Here is a 19,058-nt window from a genome sequence, read left to right on the forward strand (position 1 = left end):
TAAAACAGAATTTAATATTAAAGAACAAATATCCGGAGCACAATGACATCCTATTCCTGTTAATAACAAAAAGAGCTTACCGCAATCAAGCTTAGGATGGATTAAAAGCAAAAGAGGAGGCAAAAAAAAGAGTCTTTGAACCAGATCAGTTCAAAGACTCTTTTTTTAATACTACAATACCTTTTAGAAAACTCAGATAATAAATTACTCTAAAAAAGCATCAAAGAACAATTAAGCTTTTTGAAGCTGTAAATTTTCTTTATGTTTTTGCATTAGAGCAAAAGTAATAACCATTCCACTTAGTGCCATACCGAGACCAATTAAATTTGGAGAAGCATAACTGTATCCTGCGGACAAAGGCAAACCTCCCAGAAAGGCGCCCAACGCATTCCCTATATTAAAACTTCCTTGAAGTGCTGCCGAAGCAATCATCTCAGCATCCTTGGCCGTTTTGATCATCAACATCTGAATTGGAGCGATCACCGAAAAGGAAATGGCTCCTGTTAAAAAGGTCAGAAATAAGGACACATATTGATTGAAGGAGAAAAAATACACCAGAATTAAATCAATCGCCATTACAAAAAGCAAAGCCAACACAGTAGGTGCAGGAGAATATTTATCCGCCAATTTTCCTCCAGCAAAATTCCCCACTACCATTCCTAAACCTGCCAGAATCAAAATGTACGATACATCCTCAGCTTCAAACTTAGAAACATTTGTCAGCAAAGGTGCGATATAACTAATCCAGGCAAAGAGACCGCCAAATCCAATGGCAGTAATTCCAATAATCAGCCAGGCTTCCGTTTTCTTAAAAAATAGCAATTGGGTTTTCATATTTACATTCCCGCTTTTTTCCAGATTTGGCATCCACAAAGAGATAAACAAAAAAGTTAGCAAACCTACAATGGCAATTAAAACAAAAGTGTAACGCCAGATAAAATTATGTCCGATATAAGTTCCAATGGGCACACCTATTAAATTTGCCAATGTTAAACCCGAAAACATAATAGCAATCGCCTGGGCTTCTTTTCCCTTATCAGCCAAACGACTTGCTACCACTGCCCCCACTCCAAAAAAAGCACCATGCGGTAATCCGGAGAGAAATCTTGAAGCGAATAAAAAGTTATACGTAGGCGCAATAATCGAAAGCGCATTAAAAACGGTTAGCATCAGAGCTAATATTAAAAGCATTTTTTTTGGAGCTAAATTTCTTCCCAGAATTACCAATAGCGGAGCACCTATTACAACACCTAGTGCATAAGCAGAAATTAAATATCCGGCAACCGGAATTGAAACTTTCATGTCTGAAGCAATATCAGGCAGCAAACCCATCATAACAAATTCGGTAATACCAATTGTTAAACCTCCTAATGAGAGTGCGATAAGACTTTTTTTCATTTGTATTAAATAGAAAGGAATAGAGTTTCTATGCTGCAAATTTAACACCGTTAAGCACAAAATAAGTTGTACATTTGCGACATAAACTTGTAAATTTAAGTTATGCCGAAATTTAATCAGTTTGAAAAACTTGTCATTCATGAGTTCGAAGATGACAAATTCCCACATGTTCCGCATACCCACACTTATTATGAGATCATTTATATCAAAAAAGGAAACGGAATTCACCATCTGAACAACAACCTGCTGTCGTATAAATCAGGAGATCTGTTTGTGATTTCTCCCGAAGACGAACATTATTTTGATATAAAAAAAAGAACACGTTTTGTGTACATCAAGTTTACAGACAATTATTTCGATTCTAACAAAAATCTGTTTTGTGACGATTTACTCCTCAATACACCGGAGGATTTTATGCGGAATAAATTATTAAAGGAAACCGTTCTAAAATTAGACGATCCTTGCAAAACCATCTTAAAAAATACAATCGAAAACATTACGGCCTATAATTGCAAAACCGATGTTTCGAGCTCGCCTATAGTTTTTTATCAAATTCTTTCCATTTTTGGTCTGATTAAAGAAACCATCCGTTGCATGAATCTGCAATTGAAATCGACTCCTATCGATAACGAGCAAATTGCAACCTATATTCATCAAAACATTTACCATCCAAAACTGGTTCAGATTAAGGTGATAGCAGATCATTTTAATATTGCGCAAACATATTTCAGCGCCTATTTTAAAAGAACTTTTGCCATAAGCTACCGTGATTACATTCACAATCTGAGAACCACTTTAATCGAAAAACGAATTCACAACAATCAATTGCCCATCAAACAAATTGCGCACGAGTTTGGTTTTACCGACGAAAGCCACCTTTCCAATTACTTTAAGAAAAGGAAAAAAATGAAACCTACCGACTATAAAAAACTGTAGTCATTGAAATCTTAAAAAAAACTTCACGGTAAAAAAAAATACCTAAATTTGTATTTCTAAATTATTTTCGTTGATAAGAAAAGTTCACATAGTATTTCTATTCCTAACCTTTGGCTTCTTACTGTTGTCAAATGCCGGTTATGCTTGTGGAAAAACTACCGAAAAAACTTCTTGTGAAAAGAAAGCCACTTCGAAAAAAGAGACTGCAGATACTTGTAAAAAAGACTGCTGCAAAAAAGAAGACAGCTCCAAAAATGATTCTCACGGCTGTAGCCGAAAATGTGATCATTCCGGCTGTACAACTTCCGGACTTCAGTTTAGCATAATTGCAATGAATGAATTTGAATTCCAAAAAAACCTCTTCAATTTCGCTCTTGAGAAAACAACTCCTTATTACAAAAACATCAGTATTTCTGATGGTTTTACCTCTATTTGGTCGCCCCCAAAAATAAACTAATTGTATTTCTGACAGCCCTAATTCCGTTTTGTAACGAACGTTTTGGACTTATGGAAAAAGCTGTACATTGCGTCTCAACCCACTTTTGAGACCCTAATATGCAATAACAATCTTAAATTATTTAACTTAGAGGAAATTTAATCCTCTACTAAAATCGTACAAAATGAAAAAATCAATTTCAACAATAGTAGTAGTAATCTTAGTAGCTTTCTCTGCTAATATTATCCTGGCCACATCAATAAAAAAAGAAACAACGACAGTAGAAGTTACCGCTTCAAGTCAGTTACAAACCGTTTATGATGCTTATTTTACTGTAAAAGATGCCTTAATTAAAAGTGATGCCAAACTTACTTCGGCGAAAGCCAAAGATTTACTGACTGCCATTACAGCTGTGAAGATGGACCAGTTAAAAGGCGACGAGCATAACGCCTGGATGAAAATCTTGAAAAAAATAACCGCCGACGCTAAAAATATCTCGACTACATCCGATCTTAAAAAGCAGCGTGAATCTTTCAAGTCCCTTTCAAAAAACACTTACGAACTTATTAAAGTTTCAAAATCAGATCAGGCTGTATACAAACAATATTGTCCAATGGCTGATGCAGACTGGCTAAGCAAAGAAAAAGCAATCAAAAATCCTTATTATGGTTCGTCAATGCTAACCTGTGGAAATGTGGTAGAAACGATCAAGTAAATATGAAGCTCTACATCAAAAACATGGTGTGTGGACGTTGTAAAATGGTTGTGAAGTCTGAGTTTGAAAAACTCGGACTTCATTCTATTGCTGTTGAACTAGGCGAAGTCGAACTAGAAGATTCCATTTCTAAAAGTCAAAAAGAAGTACTGCTTAAAAATTTACTAGCTCTGGGCTTTGATTTTATTGATGACAAAAAAAGTAAAACTGTTGAGAAGGTCAAAAACCTCATCGTTGATCTGGTTCATCATAAAAACAACGACCTCAAAGTTACTATGTCTGATTATTTAGTTCAAAATCTCCATCAGGATTACAGCACGCTAAGCAATTTATTCTCGGAAATAGAAAACACGACTATTGAAAAGTACTTTATCAGCCAAAAAATAGAAAAAGTAAAGGAGCTCCTTGTTTACAATGAACTGTCGTTAAGTCAAATCGCAGACACGCTAAACTATAGCAATGTAGCACATTTGAGCAATCAGTTTAAGAAAATCACAGGCTTTACCCCTACCAGCTTTAAACAATTGAAGGATAAAAAACGCATTCAGATTGAGAATTTATAAGATTTTATTTCTCGCAAAGACGCAGAGACGCTAAGTTTTTCTTATTTCAGAGAACCAGAAGTTTTACTATTGGTCTAAAAAGAAAAACGCTGCGACTTAACTTCTTTGTGAGATTATGAAAGCCTTTACGATAAAAACCAGACTTCCCAAATCTTACAAATCATTCTCAAAATTGTACAACCCAAAGTAATTGTTACTTCGGAAATTTGCAGTGTAATAATTAAAGTACAGCAACAACGATACATCACTATGTTATTTCAGGAATGCTGTGCGGTTGCGAAATCTAAACCTTTAAAAAATGAGCATGAAACTACATACTATTATACTCGCCTTTCTAATTGCCTTTAGTGCAAAAGCGCAAAAAGTGGTTCGTTACGATTTACATGTGCGTGACACTATTGTGAATTTTTCCGGAAAAGAAAAACGAGCACTTACGGTTAACGGGCAAATTCCGATGCCAACGCTAACTTTTACAGAAGGTGATGTTGCGGAGATTTACGTCCACAACGACTTAAAAAAAGAAAATACGGCCCTGCACTGGCACGGATTATTTCTTCCGAATAAGGAAGACGGTGTTCCGTATTTAACGCAAATGCCTATAAAACCCGGAACAACGCATAAATACAGCTTCCCTATTATTCAAAACGGAACTTATTGGTACCACAGCCATTCGGGATTGCAGGAACAAATTGGTTTATACGGCCTTTTTATCATCAACAAAAAGAAAGACGATACAACCTTTAGAAAAGGAATCGACGATTTACCAACCGTTCCTGTGATTTTAAGCGAATGGACCGATTTGAAACCGGAAAATGTACAACGAATGCTGCACAATGCAAACGATTGGTTTGCCATCAAAAAAGGAACTACCCAGAGTTATGCGGAAGCTATTAAACAAGGACAGTTTTCGACGAAACTAACCAACGAATGGAAACGTATGAATGCCATGGACGTTAGTGACGTTTATTATGAGAAATTTCTAATTAACGGTAAAAACGAACAGCAGCTTTCGCAATTTAAGGCAGGCGATAAAGTCAGACTGAGAATTGCCAACGGAGGTGCTTCGAGTTATTTCTGGCTGACCTATGGGGGCGGAAAAATAACCGTTGTGGCCAGTGACGGAAACGACGTCGAACCCGTAGAAGTGGATCGGCTAATTATTGCGGTTTCTGAAACCTATGATGTTGTAGTTACTATTCCTGAGGATAAAAAATCCTTTGCTTTTCTGGCTACAGCCGAAGATCGCACCGGATCAGCTTCCTTATTTTTAGGTGAAGGAGCCAAACAGTCTGTCGCCCATCTTCCGAAATTAAAATATTTTGAAGGGATGAAAATGATGAATGACATGATGAAAATGAATGGTGAGATGAACGATATGGGCATGAAAATGTCTTTGAATAAGATGGATATGAATGCCGTTATGTATCCTGAAATTACCGGAGGTGGTGAAACTGAAAAGATGGAAGATCATTCCAAACACAATATGGAAGGCATGAACATGTCTGCCGATACAACGGAAGTTGCCGGAATTACGACACTTAATTACGGAATGCTGAAATCGCCAACGCCAACCACACTGCCCAAAGATGCTCCGGTAAAAGAGCTTCGTTTCGAGTTATCCGGAAATATGAACCGTTATGTCTGGAGTTTAGACAACAAAGTAGTTTCTGAAACCGATAAGATCTTAATTAAAAAAGGAGAAAATGTTCGAATTGTATTGTACAACGGATCGATGATGCGTCATCCCATGCATTTACACGGACACGATTTCAGAATTCTGAACGAACATGGTGAGTATTCTCCGTTAAAGAATGTGATTGACATTATGCCAATGGAGACAGACACTATTGAATTCCAGGCCAATGCCGACGGAGACTGGTTTTTTCATTGCCATATACTATATCACATGATGGCCGGAATGGGCCGGGTTTTTACTTATGAAAATTCAGCGCCAAATCCTTTAATACACGATCCGAAAATGGCTTATAAGATGTTAAAGATGGACGACCGCATGTTTCATTTTATGGCTGAAAATGATTTTGCCTCTAATGGAAACGACGGAGAAGCCATGTTTGGCAACACCCGTTGGAGCATTGGTACCGAATGGAGATTGGGTTACAACGACAAGCACGGTTATGAAACCGAGACACATATTGGTCGTTACATTGGCAAAATGCAATGGTTTATGCCTTTTATTGGTTTTGACTGGCGCTACAGAAGAATGGGAATGGACGAACAGGAACAAAATCTCTTTGGACAAAAAAACACCAAAGACAATCGTTCGGTTCTGAGTGCCGGTATCGAATATACCTTACCTATGCTGGTAAAAGCACAGGTCGAAGTCTATACCGATGGAAATGTGCGAATACAGTTTGAACGAAAAGACATCCCGCTTTCCAGGCGTCTGCGTATGAATTTGATGTGGAATACGGACAAGGAATATATGGCCGGCTTAAAATATATTGCAGGAAGAAACTTTGGAATCACTACGCATTATGACAGTGATATGGGCGTTGGTTTTGGGGTAAATTTGAATTATTAAACAAAATGACACCTTTCCTGTAATCGGAATTTACAGGTTTAAAAGACCGCAATACCTCCTTTAAATGTTATTCAGAAAATTAATTTATTACAAAAACATTAACTAAACTGTAAGAGTTAACACTGGAAACTCTTTTTATATTTGAACCACCATCTTCAATTAGAAAACAAAATTATAAAACCTTAAATTAAACAAAAATGAAAAAATTATTTACCGTTTTAGCCCTTGCTTTATTTACAATTGGTATTCAGGCGCAAGACACTAAGCCAGCTCCTAAAAAAGAAAAAGAGAAAAAAGAATCCTGCTGTAAAAAAACAGATACTGCGAAAAAAGACGATGCAAAAAAAGATAAAAAATCATGTTGCGTTAAAAAATAAACGAAACCTGTTTCAACAAAAAGACCTCAATTATTTGAGGTCTTTTTTTATTTCTTAGCACGACCCAACCAAAGGGAACGGACGAAGCAAACGACACAAACTAAATCAGATATTCAGCATTTGGCTTTAAATTTTTATACTAATTCGGGACAAGAATGCCTGTTTTCACAAGCCTTAACAAAGTTTAAAACTTTATTAAAGGTTATTAATGTAAACTCCAGATACCTGAGCATTTAGCAAAAAATAGTCCATGAAATCACTTCGCCCGTTCCCTTAGGCCGGATCTTGATGAAAAAACTATTTAATTCGAACACTCCACTCAAAATCCATTTCAGAAACCTGAGTACCGCTCTCATCCGTTCCAATCGATTTCATCCAGAAGGTTTGCCCCTCGCCTGTTTTGATTGTTTTTTGAATGGCATCGGCTATTAAATGTCCATCATTACAAACAAAAGTTATTCTTCCTGTTGCTTTTTTAGTAAAGTTTCCCTTATTGTTGGCTACGAGCATCGAAATCTTTTTTCCGCTTTGTTGAATCTGAGAGATCACCAATGCTCCGGTAGTTAGTTCCGCAGCCATCGCCTGAACGGCAAAATACATAGAGTTAAAAGGATTTTGGTTGATCCATCGGTGTTTGACACTTACCACACATCTGTCTTTGTCGATTGCCTTTACACGCACACCACAAATGTAGGCCGATGGTAGTTTGAATAATACAAATTTATTAAGTTTAGAAACGGATAATGCCATGGTATTTATTTTTTTTATGTAAAAATACAAAAAAACTATGCGTGCACAATAAATTTAAAATACTTTCCTGGATTACCAATAAAATCAAGTATTCCGAATGGTTTTCAGTCCATTATAGTGATCTTTAAAATTTTAATCTTGTTAATATTTTGTTAATATTTGGTACTATGCAAAACAAGATACTGTCTTTTAGATATATATTTGCATAAGAAATTACTATATACTTTTAATCATGGAAACAACAACACCACTCATCATGGAAACAACCTCAGAAAAGAACACTGCAACGTTCACACATTTAAGTACATTAAGTCAGTATATCATTCCGTTTGGGAATTATATTTTCCCAATATTGATCTGGACGAGTTACAAAGACAAATCAGAATATGTAAATCATCACGGAAAGCAAGCTTTAAATTTTCAATTGAGTCTTTTGCTTTATACGTTAATTCTGGCTCTGATTGCAGTTCCGATCCTCGTCACTGTTTTTTTACAAAACCTTCCGATGGAAGCTGTTTTTAACGACGAAGATTTTATCATCAGAAACTTTGACTTTAATGGAAACATTGCTCTTTTAAGTATCGGAGCAACAGCAGTTTTACTTTTTGGAGTATTAAAATTTGTTGAATTCTTTTTAGTGATTTACGCTTCAATAAAAGCGTCAAACGGAGAATTATACAAGTATCCGTTAACGATTCCTTTTATAAAGTAAGAGGCTAAAAATTAAAAGTTATAGTCGAAACCTTAATTGACCATCATCAGAAAAGTTTCGAAATCAATCATCAATCATCAATCACCCGAGCCAGAAGGGCAAACTGGCAACTCAATCATCAATCAATCATCATCAATCAAAAAACGAATTGTTCAATCTAAAAAAAACAAAATGAAATTATGAACATTGAAAACACAAAAGCACAGATGCGCAAAGGTGTTCTTGAGTTTTGCATCTTATCAGTACTAAAAGAAAAAGACGCATATACCTCAGAAATACTAGACACTTTAAAAAACGCAAAATTACTAGTTGTTGAGGGAACAGTTTATCCACTTTTGACTAGGCTGAAAAACGACGGTTTGCTTAATTATCGATGGGAAGAATCTACATCAGGACCACCAAGAAAATATTATGGATTAACCGAAATAGGACAAACATTTTTAAACGAACTTAGCGGTACCTGGACAGAATTGTCTGACGCCGTAAATCTAATCACCAATCAAAATCAATAAGTCATGAACAAAACAGTAAATATTAACTTAGGCGGTATGGTTTTTCACATCGATGAAGACGCATATTTAAAACTGACACGCTATTTTGACGCTATAAAACGATCACTTACCAACTCTTCCGGACAGGACGAAATTATTAAAGATATCGAAATGCGTATTTCTGAATTATTAATTGAGAAACAAAAAAGCGACAAACATGTTGTAGGACTGAAAGACGTTGATGAGGTGATTACCGTTATGGGACAACCTGAAGATTATATCCTTGAGGACGAAGAAAAAACAAGCCCGTCTTTTAGCGACTACGGAGCAAGAAAACACAAAAAATTGTACCGTGACAAAGAAAAAGGTATGATTGGTGGTGTAGCAACCGGTTTAGGACACTATTTTGGAATTGACGCGGTTTGGATTAAGATCATTTTCTTAATATTTGTTTTCGCAGGTTTTGGAACCGGAATCTTAGCTTACTTTGTTCTTTGGATTGTAACTCCGGAAGCGATTACCACTTCAGAAAAACTGGAAATGACAGGCGAACCGGTAACAATTTCGAACATTGAAAAAAAGGTTCGCGAAGAAATTGAAAACTTATCTGATAAATTCAAAAATGCAGATTATGACGCAATGGGAAACCAGGTAAAGTCGGGAGCTGAGAGAATAAGTAGTTCATTTGGAGACTTTGTCATGACGGTTTTTAAAATATTCGCTAAATTCTTAGGAGTGATTTTAATCATGTCAGGAATCAGCGTTTTGATCATGTTACTTATTGGTGTTTTCACTTTAGGAACCAACGTTTTTGTTGATTTTCCATGGCAAAACTTTGTAGATGCCGGAAACTTCACTGATTATCCGCTTTGGTCATTTGGTTTATTAATGTTCTTTGCCGTTGGAATTCCATTTTTCTTCCTGACACTTTTAGGTTTCAAATTGTTATCTCCAAACCTAAAGTCTATTGGAAATATTACCAAATATACTTTGTTAGCGATTTGGATTATTGCAGTTGCTATCGCAATCAGCATCGGAATCAAACAGGCAACTGAGCTTTCTTATGACAATAAAATGGTAGAGAAGAAAGCGATCAACATTACAGCAAAAGACACGCTTTACGTAAAATTCAGATACAATGATTATTATGCAAAAGACCTAAACCATCATAGTGATTTTGAATTTGTACAGGACTCAGCCAACAATCAGTTAATCTATTCCAACGATGTTCGTTTGCATGTTTTACATACAGATGAGGCTGCACCTTACATTCAAATTGAAAAAACAGCCAGAGGTAACTCGTTTATCAATGCCAAACAAAGAGCAGAAAAAATCAATTACAAATTTCAGATTAACGGAAATCGCTTAATTTTGGATAATTATTTTCTGACAGATGTAAAAAACAAATTCAGAGGACAGGAAGTGGATGTGTACCTGTACTTACCTGAAGGACAGCTATTCAAACCAGATGCATCTGTACAGGATTATGACGATTCTGAGAATGATTTTTTCAACTTACACTTTAGCGGTAACTACAGTTATAAAGTAGAAGGTTCTAAAATTAAATGCCTTGACTGCCCTGCTGAAGAAAACGAGTATGGGGATGAGTATGATGACACCAGCGAAGAGAGTGTTATGGAGAACGATACCGTAAATGGAGTTTCCATTGAAGTTAACGGAAAAGAAATTTTAAACGCAAAGAAAACCAAAGGAAAATTAACCACTGATAAAAACGGAGTTATAATCAAAATTAACTAGACCATGATAAAAATAATCATTCATATTACAAAATTCATTATTGCAGCAGTTACTGCATTATTGTTTGCCTCTTGTAACTTTAATGTGAATACTATTAAAGGAAGCGGAAATGTTACTACTGAAAAAAGAATTGTTCAGGGCAATTTTACGAAAGTAGCGGTTAGTAATGCAATCGATCTGATTATTATCCAATCTGATTCTACGGAAATTGTTGTTGAAGCAGATGATAACATTCAACAGGAAATCATAACAAAAGTAGAGAATGGAACTTTATATGTTAAATGTAAACAAGGCTCTTTCCGTGATATTACCAAGAAAAAAGTAACCGTAAGAATGCCTGTTATTGACAAATTAGAATCCTCAAGTGCTGCCACTATTATGAGCAAAGGCCTGATTCAGGGTCAGGATATTAATCTCGAAGCTTCAAGCGCTTCCACATTAGATGTAAATATCGAATCGGATAACATTACTTGTGATTCAGACAGCGGAAGCTCTATTGGACTAGAAGGGAAAGCATTAAAAATGCAGGTCTCAGCTTCAAGCGGCGGTAGCATCAATGCTCATAAATTATTCGCAAATGATATTCATGCTGAAGCCTCAAGCGGAGGAAGCATAAATGTTCATCCAATTGTAAACCTGAAAGCTTCAGCCAGCAGTGGCGGATCCATCAATTATAACATCACTCCAAAGACAATTGAAAAAACTTCAAGTTCAGGAGGAACAATTAGTCAGGGATAAACCTTATTTATCTGTTAAATATAAAAAAATCATTCATCGAAAGTGGATGATTTTTTTATATTTGTCAAAATCAAATCTTAGAATTAATGAAAAAAAATACAGCCTTACTCCTATTATTATTTGTTACTACTTTAACTTTTGCTCAACGAAGAGAAAAAATAAAAGGTTCTAAAATTGTAACTACCTCCGTAAAAGAAGTTGGTGCATTTGATGGCATTGAAGCTGATGACAATTTAGAAGTATACCTGGAACGAGGTGAGAAAAACGAAATTAGAATCGAAGCCGATGACAACCTGCACGAGATCATAGGAATGGATTTAAGAGAAAAAGTGCTTCGCCTGTACACCACCAAAGAGAGTACTATTTTCAAAAAACTGGTTGTTCACGTTATCTATACAAGTTCATTAAAAACAGCAATCGCTAAAAATGAGGCTGTAATTTATGCGATTCAGGAGCTTCAGTTAGACGACATCACTTTCCACAGCTTTGATTATGCTAAATTATTACTAAACGTAAACTCAAAAAAATTCAGTTTGTTTGCAGATGATAAATCCAAAACAGAACTGAACTTAAAAGCGGAAGATGCTGCCTTACAACTGAGCAAAAATTCTTCAATCAAAACATTAGTTTCTGCTATAAAATTCAAGTGTGACTTATATCAAAAAACAACTGCAACTATTGAAGGTATTACCGAAAAAGCAACTATTCGTTTAGACAATAACTCCATTTTTACAGGAATTAAGTTTACTTTAAAAGAAGCCAATATTACCACCGAAGGTTCTGCTGTTGCCACTATACTAGCTGAAAACAATCTGGCAATTTCAGCCGGAGACAAATCAGAAATCTCTTTATTTGGTAACCCAAAGATCGAACTTACCCGTTTTAGCGAGGAAGCCAAACTGATCAAGAAACCAAGTCCGGTAAAAGCTAAAGCAGCTACGCCATTGCAGGGGTAGATTTTAGATTTTAGATTTTAGATTTTAGATTTTAGATTTTAGATTTTAGATTTTAGATTTTAGATTTTAGATTTTAGATTTTAGATTTTAGATTTTAGATTTTAGATTTTAGATTTTCCCCATAAAAAAATCCATTCGCTACACGAATGGATTTTTTTATGGAGAACCTTTGTTCCTTTGTTCCTTTGCATCTAAAACTTAGAACCTAAGAACCTCAGCCCCTTAAAACCTTTACTCCTTAGCAGCAAGATATCTCTCCGCATCCAAAGCTGCCATACATCCGGTACCCGCAGCAGTAATTGCCTGACGGTATACATGATCTGCTGCATCTCCGGCTACGAAAACACCTTCTACATTTGTTTTAGAAGTTCCCGGAACATTTACAATATAACCAGTTTCATCAAGTGTGATGTAATCTGCAAAAATATCTGTATTTGGTTTATGACCAATAGCAACGAAAAATCCGGTTGCCGGAATGTCAAAAATTTCTCCGGTCGTTTTGTTTTTTGCTTTTATAGCATGTACAACACTATCGTCTCCTAAAACTTCAACAGTATCGTGATTCATTAAAATCTCGATGTTTTCGGTTTTACGAACGCGCTCTTCCATGATTTTTGAGGCTCTGAATTTTTCACTTCTTACCAACATCGTTACTTTTTTACAAAGCTTAGACAAATAATGTGCTTCCTCACAAGCCGAATCTCCAGCCCCAACAATAACAACTTCCTGATTACGGTAGAAAAACCCGTCACAAACAGCACAAGCAGAAACTCCACCACCCATTTGCAAATAATGCTGCTCTGACGGCAACCCTAAATATTTAGCCGAGGCTCCTGTAGAGATAATAACTGTTTCACAGTGCAACTCGATTGTATCGTTAATCCAAACTTTATGAATATCTCCTGAAAAATCAACTTTAGTAGCCCATCCATCACGAATATCAGAACCAAAACGTTTTGCTTGTTCTTGTAATTGAATCATCATTTCCGGTCCTGTAACACCATCAACATAACCTGGAAAATTTTCTACTTCATTCGTTGTAGTCAATTGGCCACCTGGTTGCATTCCCTGATATAAAACTGGATTCATATTTGCTCTGGCAGCATAAATAGCAGCAGTGTAACCCGCTGGGCCGGAACCAATAATTAGGCATTTAATTTTTTCGATTGTATCTGACATAATATGATTGTATTATTAATTAATGGTCACAAAAATAAGTTTTTATTGTCGGAAATAAGAAATCATTTAATTAGTTTTAACTATTCCCAAATAGAGAATTTAATCCTGTAAAGAATTAGAAAAAAAAGATTTTCTCTTTCTCTTTATAATTAATCCATAAACTTCCTTCGGAAAGTACTCACAGAAGGAAATTACTTTCTACTTAAAGCTTCTGTCATTTCGGCTCTTTTACCAGTTTGAAACTTCCCAGATTTACAACCAAAAGAACCAGCCACTTTTAAAATCTGAATTTAATTTTTAATTATATTTGACATAGCTATTGATCGATTGTTCTAAAACAAAACACTACATATCAATATGAAAACAAAGGGCTATTTTTTGTACTTCGTATGGTGTATGGTTCAGATCGTATCCGGGCAGTCCACACAATCACACGAAATTCGCTTTTTAGATTTCACTCCTGTCGTTGACGGAAAACTGGATCGTAAACTGATGCATTTTAAGCAAAAGGAATTTAATCACTTCTTTCCGTTCGACAATCCGGCTGCGAGCTGTGCAAAGATCACTTACCTAATAACCTATACTCCGACGCATCTCTATTTATATATTGAGACCCCAGCTGATAGTATTACCTATCGGGACCGAGGATTTATTAATGGTGACGGATTCAAATTACTGCTGGCAAAACCCCAAAAGGACTCCCTCACTGACGAATACTACGATATTGCATTTTCGCCTTCAAAAGACAAAAAATACTGGGCAAGAAAAAGAATTTGGGACTACAACAGAAATCAAAGCCATGGAAAAAAGCTAAGTACCGAAACCCATTTTGAGGAAATAGTTTATGATGGAAAGTGCGGATTTGAAGTCTTATTGGCCTGGAAAGATGTCGATCCCTATCATCCCTGGTTTTCTGAGCAATTGGGATATAATCTCTATTTTGCGAAAGCAATTACAAACGATGCTGCTACTGGCTATTCAGTTGTTAAAGATGAAGGAATCTGGGATGAGGAAATTCCGAAAAGAAACTTCATTCCACTCGTTTTTGAAAAACCAAAAAGGATCAATAAATCCGTTTTGATTGCTAAACTCACCAAAAGAAACATCCGTTTTCATGATTCTTTGCCCGTAGATTTAATGACGCTATCAAAAACGACTGAAATTCGGCCAGTTCAAATCACTATTCGAAACGATTCTTCAAAAATAGTTCTGGATACAAAAATTGACTGTAGCCTAAAAAATAAAATACAGCACAAATTGATGGCCCTTAAATCCCGTAATTTAAAGGCCGGTCTTTATTATTTTCTTAGCAGTTCAGGCAACGATACTATCGGACAATATGATTTCGTTGTTTTTCCCTAATTTGATTTTGACAGTATCCGTTCGCTAATTACACAGAATCAATATCGCTTAGAGTTCGGAACCCTAAATACCCTATTATTTAAAGCAAATGAAGTAGAAAAACGTCTGAATCAGTTAAAACCTTATGAAACTGGGAAGAAAATATTGAAGGAATACTCTCTTTTTGAGACGGAATTGCTCTCTTTTTTAAAAGGGAAAGATCCTTATAAAGGAATTACAAAACCATACAGAAGAGCTTTTAAATCAAAATATGACAACAGCTTTCAGCCTTATACCATAAAGCTGCCAAAAGATTATTCTCCAGCAAAAAAATACCCTCTTCTGGTATTTCTCCATGGCAGCGGACAAGATGAACAAGGAGTGCTGAATCAGGCAAGAAGCGGTGGTAATTTCATTGAAATTGCTCCGTTTGCCAGAGACATGTACAACTGTTACGATTCCGACAACTCACAAAAAGATATTATCGAAGCTATAGAAGATGTAATAGCTCATTTTCCAGTCGACAAAAGTAAAATGGTTATCGCAGGATTTTCTATGGGGGGTTACGGTGCCTTGCGAATCTACTATCAGCATCCTGAGCTTTACAAAGCCGTGGCTGTATTTGCAGGCCATCCGGATTTGGCAAATGAGTGGCTAGGTTCAGGACATCCCAATTTTTTAGAGGATCAAGTTCTTTCTTCTTTTTCAAAAATCCCTGTCTTTATTTATCACGGAAGAAAAGATGGTGCTTTACCGGTTGCCAAAGCAGAAGAATTAATACGTAAACTTAAATCGAATGGAATTATTGTAACCGAAAGAATAATGGATGACAAAACCCACGAATATCCTGATGACGAAACGAACAAAATTTATTTTGAGTGGTTGACCAAAATCACAAATTAAATTCTCTCATGACATATAAGAAACCTCAAATACCATTTCTGTATCAATATCAAAAGTTGTGACGAAATATTAAAAACTGCTTTCTCCTTTTACATTACGCAAGATCCTTTGACAAATCTGATTAAAAATTTCAATGGCTGAAACCTTGACCGATAATTTTAATACTCTACCCTAAATTATGCAATCGCAAAAATTAGAGTAGTAAAATACAACATTTTCAAAGCTTAATTTCTGAGAATCTCCAAAAATCTAAGTCCCATGTAGTTACTTTTGTCCCTAAAAACAAAAAAGTCTTTTCAAAAAATGAAAAGACTTTTGTCGGGGTGGCAGGATTCGAACCTGCGGCCTCCTGCTCCCAAAGCAGGCGCGATAACCGGGCTACGCTACACCCCGTAAGCGGGTGCAAAGATAGAACTATTTTTTACTTATCCAAAACAATTTCAAAAATTAAAAGCTTTTTTATTTTCGAAACAACTTCAAAACATAGCATATCAAACACTTCACTTTTAAATTGACACAAAAAAATATAATTGTGTTATCATATTAAATCATCACAACGACTCAACTCTTTACATCAAACTCATTTTAACACATAAAAACATTCGGTATTGCAACCATAAAAAAGACATTTCACTTTATTTAAATACACATATCCTCACTATGTATGAAAGAAATACATTTCACTTTGTATTCTGTTAGGAGGTGCAACCATTTTATTTTTCACAACTAGCCTTGTAAAAGATTTAAAAAAGAAAAATGGGCAGTAAACTTTTCTCGATTTTTAATTCTATTTTTCTGACTAAAGTAGAATTCTGTTCTTTTTTAACTAAAAGAAAGCAAAAAATAGAGCGAAATTTCGTTCCTGTTTTTTCATTATGCTCAAAATAAATTCCAGAAAACACGCACCATACAACGAATAGCCGAAGTTTCTTAAATGTTAACAAAATAGATTTTCAGAAACCATAAATAATTGTATTTTTACGGTTCAAAATTCAGAAAATAAATGGGCAAAATCATTGCGATTGCTAATCAAAAAGGAGGCGTTGGAAAGACTACTACATCTGTAAATCTTGCAGCCTCATTAGGTGTTTTAGAAAAAAAAGTATTATTGATCGATGCCGATCCACAAGCCAATGCTACATCTGGCCTTGGGATTGACGTAGAGTCAGTTGAAGCCGGAACTTATCAAATCCTGGAACACAGTATAACACCAAAAGAAGCCGTTTTAAAATGTACAGCTCCAAATGTTGATGTGATACCTGCACACATTGACCTTGTTGCCATCGAAATCGAATTGGTTGATAAAGAAAACAGAGAGTACATGCTTAAAAAAGCACTGGAAAGTGTGAGAGACGAATATGATTATATCATTATTGACTGCGCACCTTCTCTGGGTTTATTAACCCTGAATGCTTTAACAGCGGCTGACTCAGTAGTTATCCCAATTCAATGTGAATATTTTGCACTTGAAGGATTAGGAAAATTACTAAATACCATAAAGAGTATTCAAAAAATACACAACCCGGATCTTGACATCGAAGGATTATTACTAACCATGTACGATTCGAGATTGCGTTTGTCTAACCAGGTTGTAGAAGAGGTTCAAAAACACTTTAACGATATGGTTTTTGACACCGTTATTCAGCGAAATGTAAAATTAAGCGAAGCACCAAGTTTTGGAGAAAGCATCATTAATTATGACGCAACCAGCAAAGGAGCCGTTAATTACATCAATTTAGCTCAGGAGATTATAAAGAAAAACAGCAAATAGTTTTTATGACAAAAGCAATTAAAAAACAAGCCTTAGGAAGAGGATTATCAGCGTTATTAAAAGATCCGGAAAACGACATTACATCAGTAGAGGACAAAAACGCTGACAAGGTTGTTGGAAATATCATTGAGCTTGAAATAAGTGCTATCGAAATAAATCCGTTTCAGCCCAGAAGCAATTTTAACGAAGAGTCGTTACGTGAATTAGCCACTTCCATCAGAGAACTTGGTGTAATTCAACCTATTACTGTTCGTAAATTAGACTTTAACAAATACCAGCTAATTTCGGGAGAGCGTCGTTTGCGTGCTTCGACTTTAGTAGGACTAACACATGTTCCTGCCTATATTCGTATTGCCAATGACAACGAATCATTGGTTATGGCTTTGGTTGAAAACATTCAGCGTCATGACTTAGATCCAATTGAGATCGCACTTTCATACCAGCGTCTTATTGACGAAATTCAACTAACACAGGAGCAAATGAGTGAGCGTGTTGGAAAAAAACGTTCTACTATTGCCAATTATTTACGTCTTTTAAAACTGGATCCGATCATTCAAACCGGTATCCGTGATGGTTTTATCAGTATGGGACACGGTAGAGCCATCATTAATATTGAAGACTTAGATGTTCAAACGGATATCTACCAAAAAATAGTAAGTCAGAACTTATCCGTTCGTGAAACCGAAACTTTAGTAAAGAATTATCACGAAAGCCAAAAGCCAAGACCGGAAGGAAAACCTAAAGCTGACTCTTCTTTTGTAGTTAGAGAAACACAGAAAAACACCTTCAACGATTATTTTGGTTCGAAAGTTGATATAAAAGTTGCCGGTAACGGTAAAGGAAAAATCTCCATTCCTTTTGATTCGGAAGCCGACTTTAACAGAATAATAAAATTAATAAACGGATAGTGAATAAAATTGTCCCCATAAGTCTATTGTTCTTTCTCATAGGAACCGTTTCTCTTTTTGCCCAGGTAAAAAAAGACACGGTTTTGGTCGTTAAAGACACTAGCAAATTGCAGGAAATCGATCCGCTTACGCCTGCAAAAGCAGCATTCTACTCGGCGATTTTACCTGGTTTAGGTCAGGCTTACAATAAAAAATACTGGAAAATTCCTTTAGTTTACGGAGCGATCGGTACGAGTTTATACTTCTATCTCGACAATAATAAAAAATACAACAATTATCGCGATGCCTACAAACGAAGACTTGAAGGTTATAATGATGATAACTATAAATTTCTGGACGACAGCAGACTTATTGCCGGTCAGAAATTTTATCAGCGAAACAGAGATTTATCATTACTATTCGTAGTTGGTTTTTATGCCCTGAACATTATTGATGCCAATGTTGACGCCGCATTGATTCAGTTTAACGTAAACGAAAGATTATCATTACGTCCGGAAATTTATCCTGATACTGTAACTTTCAAACCAAACGTTGGACTAACTTTTAATTACCACTTTTAAATAGCTCCGGTTATTTAAATTTAA

The 19,058-nt window shown here is 35.7% G+C and carries 19 protein-coding genes and 1 tRNA gene; 16 read left to right on the forward strand and 4 right to left on the reverse strand.

Going from position 1 to position 19,058, the window contains the following annotated elements; translation table 11 throughout:
* Positions 1-231 precede the first annotated feature (231 nt).
* Complete coding sequence (locus AC3IS6_RS00805) at positions 232-1,398, reverse strand: MFS transporter (protein ID WP_489162852.1); 1,167 nt, start codon at positions 1,396-1,398, stop codon at positions 232-234.
* A 102-nt stretch (positions 1,399-1,500) separates the two neighbouring features.
* Here AC3IS6_RS00805 and AC3IS6_RS00810 point away from each other — a divergent pair, with 102 nt between their 5' ends.
* From AC3IS6_RS00810 to AC3IS6_RS00835, 6 genes are all read left to right on the forward strand, one after another.
* Complete coding sequence (locus AC3IS6_RS00810; protein WP_489162854.1) at positions 1,501-2,334, forward strand: AraC family transcriptional regulator; 834 nt, start codon at positions 1,501-1,503, stop codon at positions 2,332-2,334.
* 70 nt (positions 2,335-2,404) lie between these two features.
* Positions 2,405-2,791 carry a hypothetical protein gene (locus AC3IS6_RS00815; RefSeq protein ID WP_489162856.1) on the forward strand — a complete coding sequence of 129 codons (387 nt, stop codon included), beginning with the start codon at positions 2,405-2,407 and terminating at the stop codon, positions 2,789-2,791.
* 163 nt (positions 2,792-2,954) lie between these two features.
* On the forward strand, positions 2,955-3,485 hold the full coding sequence (locus AC3IS6_RS00820) for a DUF3347 domain-containing protein (protein WP_489162858.1): 531 nt from the start codon (positions 2,955-2,957) through the stop codon (positions 3,483-3,485).
* 2 nt (positions 3,486-3,487) lie between these two features.
* Positions 3,488-4,048 carry a helix-turn-helix domain-containing protein gene (locus tag AC3IS6_RS00825; RefSeq protein WP_489162860.1) on the forward strand — a complete coding sequence of 187 codons (561 nt, stop codon included), beginning with the start codon at positions 3,488-3,490 and terminating at the stop codon, positions 4,046-4,048.
* Positions 4,049-4,352: 304 nt separating this feature from the next.
* On the forward strand, positions 4,353-6,590 hold the full coding sequence (locus tag AC3IS6_RS00830) for a multicopper oxidase family protein (RefSeq protein ID WP_489164903.1): 2,238 nt from the start codon (positions 4,353-4,355) through the stop codon (positions 6,588-6,590).
* Between the two features lie 197 nt (positions 6,591-6,787).
* Complete coding sequence (locus AC3IS6_RS00835) at positions 6,788-6,967, forward strand: hypothetical protein (protein ID WP_263361872.1); 180 nt, start codon at positions 6,788-6,790, stop codon at positions 6,965-6,967.
* A 297-nt stretch (positions 6,968-7,264) separates the two neighbouring features.
* On the opposite strand, the gene AC3IS6_RS00840 is transcribed toward AC3IS6_RS00835, so the two are convergent.
* Positions 7,265-7,717 (reverse strand): DUF4442 domain-containing protein, encoded by a 453-nt coding sequence (locus AC3IS6_RS00840; protein ID WP_489162862.1) that lies wholly within the window; start codon positions 7,715-7,717, stop codon positions 7,265-7,267.
* A 232-nt stretch (positions 7,718-7,949) separates the two neighbouring features.
* Between AC3IS6_RS00840 and AC3IS6_RS00845 the strand changes: the two genes are divergently transcribed.
* The 5 genes from AC3IS6_RS00845 (at position 7,950) to AC3IS6_RS00865 (ending at position 12,372) form a co-directional block, all read left to right on the forward strand.
* Entirely contained in the window at positions 7,950-8,429 is a 480-nt protein-coding gene (locus AC3IS6_RS00845; RefSeq protein ID WP_489162864.1) for a DUF4870 domain-containing protein, read from the forward strand.
* 179 nt (positions 8,430-8,608) lie between these two features.
* Complete coding sequence (locus AC3IS6_RS00850; RefSeq protein ID WP_008464689.1) at positions 8,609-8,941, forward strand: PadR family transcriptional regulator; 333 nt, start codon at positions 8,609-8,611, stop codon at positions 8,939-8,941.
* A gap of 3 nt (positions 8,942-8,944) precedes the next feature.
* Positions 8,945-10,678: a PspC domain-containing protein gene (locus tag AC3IS6_RS00855; protein ID WP_489162866.1), complete on the forward strand. Its 1,734-nt coding sequence runs from the start codon at positions 8,945-8,947 to the stop codon at positions 10,676-10,678.
* 3 nt (positions 10,679-10,681) lie between these two features.
* Complete coding sequence (locus AC3IS6_RS00860) at positions 10,682-11,416, forward strand: head GIN domain-containing protein (protein WP_489162867.1); 735 nt, start codon at positions 10,682-10,684, stop codon at positions 11,414-11,416.
* A gap of 86 nt (positions 11,417-11,502) precedes the next feature.
* Complete coding sequence (locus AC3IS6_RS00865; RefSeq protein ID WP_489162869.1) at positions 11,503-12,372, forward strand: GIN domain-containing protein; 870 nt, start codon at positions 11,503-11,505, stop codon at positions 12,370-12,372.
* Positions 12,373-12,603: 231 nt separating this feature from the next.
* Here the strand turns inward: AC3IS6_RS00865 and trxB are convergent, their stop codons facing one another.
* Positions 12,604-13,551, reverse strand: a complete 948-nt coding sequence (gene trxB, locus AC3IS6_RS00870; protein WP_173964361.1) for a thioredoxin-disulfide reductase — start codon at positions 13,549-13,551, stop codon at positions 12,604-12,606.
* A 357-nt stretch (positions 13,552-13,908) separates the two neighbouring features.
* On the opposite strand from trxB, the gene AC3IS6_RS00875 reads away from it, so the two are divergent.
* Both AC3IS6_RS00875 and AC3IS6_RS00880 read left to right on the forward strand, forming a co-directional pair.
* Positions 13,909-14,913: a hypothetical protein gene (locus AC3IS6_RS00875; RefSeq protein WP_489162871.1), complete on the forward strand. Its 1,005-nt coding sequence runs from the start codon at positions 13,909-13,911 to the stop codon at positions 14,911-14,913.
* Between the two features lie 144 nt (positions 14,914-15,057).
* Positions 15,058-15,795, forward strand: a complete 738-nt coding sequence (locus AC3IS6_RS00880) for a carboxylesterase family protein (RefSeq protein WP_489162872.1) — start codon at positions 15,058-15,060, stop codon at positions 15,793-15,795.
* A 318-nt stretch (positions 15,796-16,113) separates the two neighbouring features.
* On the opposite strand, the gene AC3IS6_RS00885 is transcribed toward AC3IS6_RS00880, so the two are convergent.
* A tRNA-Pro gene (locus AC3IS6_RS00885) sits at positions 16,114-16,188 on the reverse strand.
* Between the two features lie 610 nt (positions 16,189-16,798).
* Between AC3IS6_RS00885 and AC3IS6_RS00890 the strand changes: the two genes are divergently transcribed.
* Genes AC3IS6_RS00890 through AC3IS6_RS00900 form a run of 3 tightly spaced genes read left to right on the forward strand, consistent with a single transcriptional unit; the run spans position 16,799 to position 19,034 of the window.
* Positions 16,799-17,566 (forward strand): ParA family protein, encoded by a 768-nt coding sequence (locus AC3IS6_RS00890; protein WP_173964366.1) that lies wholly within the window; start codon positions 16,799-16,801, stop codon positions 17,564-17,566.
* 5 nt (positions 17,567-17,571) lie between these two features.
* The gene (locus AC3IS6_RS00895) at positions 17,572-18,474 is read left to right on the forward strand and encodes a ParB/RepB/Spo0J family partition protein (RefSeq protein WP_489162873.1); all 903 of its coding nucleotides are present in this window, start codon (positions 17,572-17,574) and stop codon (positions 18,472-18,474) included.
* The gene (locus tag AC3IS6_RS00900) at positions 18,474-19,034 is read left to right on the forward strand and encodes a DUF5683 domain-containing protein (protein ID WP_173964368.1); all 561 of its coding nucleotides are present in this window, start codon (positions 18,474-18,476) and stop codon (positions 19,032-19,034) included. Before AC3IS6_RS00895 ends, AC3IS6_RS00900 begins: the two co-directional genes overlap by 1 nt.
* The last annotated feature ends 24 nt before the right edge of the window (positions 19,035-19,058 follow it).

It is taken from the genome of Flavobacterium sp. KH_035, assembly GCF_057839565.1.